Below are 3322 nucleotides of genomic sequence, written 5' to 3' on the forward strand. Positions count from 1 at the left end.
GCGCGCAAAGGCGACGGCGAACCTGGCGTCAAAACCATCTGGCTAGGCATGCAGCGAATAGTGGACTTCGTTGCTGGCATCAGGTACATGCGCGAGATTGAGCATCAGACTTGTGTGTAATGGAATGCGCTTGATGTCCGTGATTCGTGCGCTGGTGTCGATGAAATTCATCACAAGCGGGATATGCGCTCGATCGACATTCGCTGTGGCGTTCGAACGATGTGCCCAATACGGGATAAATAAATATTCGTCATCGTCGCGCTCCGGTCGAAATAATTGTGTCATCGGCTAAAGCGGATCATGCTGGCTGAGCAGAACAGTCGCGATGAGCTTGTCAACGCGCAATGAGCTGCGTAAGTTCATGGTTGTCATCCTTTCTGCACGCCCGTGCATGCTGCGTCTGCAGGGGCTCGCCTGCTCCCGGATTTCCAGTACGCAATCATTGCACGAGAGGCGGTATGAATTACCCGTTATTCGTATCGCGCTAAAGAAAATCATTCCCGGCTAGTCATTTATTGACGATGCGTTATCGGTAATACAGGCTGCATCGGATGATCAAGAGGAATATTTTACGGGTCGTCGATTCAGGAAGAATCCGGCTGGCAACTCGTTCATGCGAATAATCGCCATATTCAGGAGAGCATCCGTGATGGTCGAAAAAAAACGAATTCGAGCTGCACTCCTTGCGGCAGCAATTGCTGCGATTGCGCCGGCCTGTCACGCGTATAACACCACCGACTGGCTGGCGAATACCTATGGCACTCTCGCCGCTCACGTGGGTAACACCGCGCGTTCGATGTGGGTCGCGCCCGAGGGTGTCATCTATACGGCCTCCATGTGGGATGAATACGAGGGCGGTGTCGCGATCTACCAGAACGGCAAGAGCCTCGGCTCGATCGGCACGCATGCGGAGTTTCAGGGCGGCGCGATCACCGGCAACGCGACGTCGATCTTTGTCGCACTTCAGCCCGGCAAGTCGTATGGAAGCGGTGCGGTGGGGCGATACAACCGCGTCACGAAGGCTCGCGATCTGCTCATTCAGATCAGTGCGTCGACCAACCAGCCTCGGATTGACGTCGTCACCGGACTCGCTACGGCGGGCTCGCTCCTTTACGCGAGCGACTTCTATGGCAATCGCGTGCGAAGCTTCACCACCGACGGAGTCTGGCAGCGGGACATCAACGTCCCGGGCCCGGGCGCGCTCGCCGTGGATGGCGCAGGCAACGTCTGGGTTGCGCAGAAGAGTGCGGGCACGATCGTCGAGTTCAGTCCGGCCGGCGCCCTGATGAACACCATCCAGATGCCGAGCGGATCGCAGCCGTCGGCGCTTTATTTCGATGCGGCATCGAAGCAGCTCATGGTCGGGGACGAGGGCCCCGACATGAACATCAAGCGCTACAACGTCTCGGGCCGACCAGTGCTGGCCGCTACTTTCGGCATTCGGGGCGGTTATCTCGACACGACGACGGGCATCAAAGGCCAGGTCGGCGCGAAGCGCTTTACCCGCGTCGCCGGCATCGGCAAGGACATCGCCGGCAACCTCTATGTGCTCAACAACCCGTGGGGCGGCAGTTGGGACCTTGGCCGCAACGGTGGCACCGATATTCATGCATATAACGGTGCCGGCAACCTGCAGTGGACGCTCCAGTCCCTCAACTTCGAGGGCATCGCGGCACCGGACCCGGCCACGGATGGCGCGTTGTTCTATGGAGCCACCAATATATATACCGGTAGCGCCGGAGGCACTTTCGTCGCGAATACCGTCGATCCATTTGCCTACCCGTCGGACCCACGCATCAACATGAACGATGTCCAGCGCGACGAGCATTTCGGCCAACTCGTTTCCGTTGGCGCGCACCGGATTCTCGTGGCGGCTGGCCAGAACCCGTCGACCTTCTACTTTTTCCATTTCAACGCGGCGAACGGCTATATCGCGATTCCGGATGCATCGATTCCGGGCCCCGCGTTCCAGACGACCCGGCGGGTCGCGAACGGATTCTGTATCGACAGCAAGGGCGGCGTGTGGGCCGGTCTGGACAAGACCGGTTACATCTACCACTACCCGTTGACTGGCTTCGATGCCAGCGGCAAGCCGACGTGGGGGGCCGGTGTCCCAGTCCGCATTCCCGACAGCATCCAGCCGCTGACGCGCATCATCTACCTCGCCGACAGTGACACGATGATTCTCGGACAGGGCATCGTCGGCAGTACGGACTGGACGTCGATAGGCACGCGGATCGAGGTCTATCACGGCTGGAGCGCGGGCAACACCACCGCACCCAATCCGGTGATCAACCTCACCAATGCCGGCGCCAAGGCGATCGACGCGGCTGGCAATCATCTCTTCGTCGGCTACTGGTTCAGCAGCAGCGGGCAAGCCAGGCCGAACGTCGACGCGTTCAACCTTGCGACGGGCAACCTCGACACCACGCTGGTCAACACCAGCAGCAGGACCGTAGACACGAGCAGCGCGATCGATTCGATGTACGGCATCAGGGCATACCGTCGATCGACCGGCGAGTACGTGGTCACGAAGAACAACGTCAAGGGCAACAGCATCACCGTTTATCGCTGGACGCCCTGATCTTGCGTTTCGTCCATGAGAGTGGCGGTCGAGCGCGGCGACAAGGCGCGGCACTTGGTCGCCCATCAGGCGGCAGTTGGAGCGAAGTGAGGCGCGAGCAGCCGCACGTTCTTCTTATATATATGTAGATGGATGCGAGCTGGCTACGCGGGCAGCGATGCCACGTTCGTCTGCCTGAAAGCCCCCGTGCGCGGCAGCGCACGGGGGCTTTCAAAATATTTTCATAAAGGGCTTGCGCAGGCGGGGGCAGATGCCTACAATCACGCCTCTTTCGCGCTGACGGCAACGCGGCGCGGAAGAGGGGAAGCGAAGTTCGCCGGATTTCTTGTTAGACGTTTGGCTGGCGAAGGAAGATGAACCCCGCAGTCGCAACGAGGTAGTAAAGAAAGTTGTTGACGAACTGCGAAACGGTGTTCATAATCTCGTTTCTCTGCTGCTGAAAACGCAGCGCTGCTGAGAAAGCGGTCCTTCTCGCAGAAATGCTCTTTAAAAATTAACAGCCGATAAGTGTGGGCGCTTGATGACAGCGAGCCCGATCCTCGGATCGGGATAGCAAAAGTATCAAGAGTCTCACACTAAAGTAAGTCAGGTTTATGAAGCAATTCATATGACCTGTCAGCTTTGAGTGAGCGACCGGTTTCTAACGAAACCGAAAACAGTAACAGGTTTGAACTGAAGAGTTTGATCCTGGCTCAGATTGAACGCTGGCGGCATGCCTTACACATGCAAGTCGAACGG

At 58.1% G+C, this 3322-nt stretch carries 2 protein-coding genes and 1 rRNA gene; all 3 read left to right on the plus strand.

The features are described from left to right. A partial coding sequence (locus DID96_RS37355) for an IS4 family transposase (protein ID WP_148094511.1) occupies positions 1-120 on the plus strand: 120 nt, incomplete at its 5' end. A gap of 529 nt (positions 121-649) precedes the next feature. Next, complete coding sequence (locus tag DID96_RS37360) at positions 650-2584, plus strand: SMP-30/gluconolactonase/LRE family protein (RefSeq protein ID WP_124604299.1); 1935 nt, start codon at positions 650-652, stop codon at positions 2582-2584. Positions 2585-3253: 669 nt separating this feature from the next. Then, positions 3254-3322 (plus strand): 16S ribosomal RNA (locus DID96_RS37370); the annotation flags it as partial.

It is taken from the genome of Burkholderia sp. Bp8963, assembly GCF_003854275.1.
Classification (GTDB): Bacteria; Pseudomonadota; Gammaproteobacteria; order Burkholderiales; family Burkholderiaceae; genus Burkholderia.

What these genes read in the sequence shown, in the direction of transcription:
- DID96_RS37360 (WP_124604299.1), top strand. Translation starts at nt 650, where the DNA reads ATGGTCGAAAAAAAACGAATTCGAGCTGCACTCCTTGCGGCAGCAATT.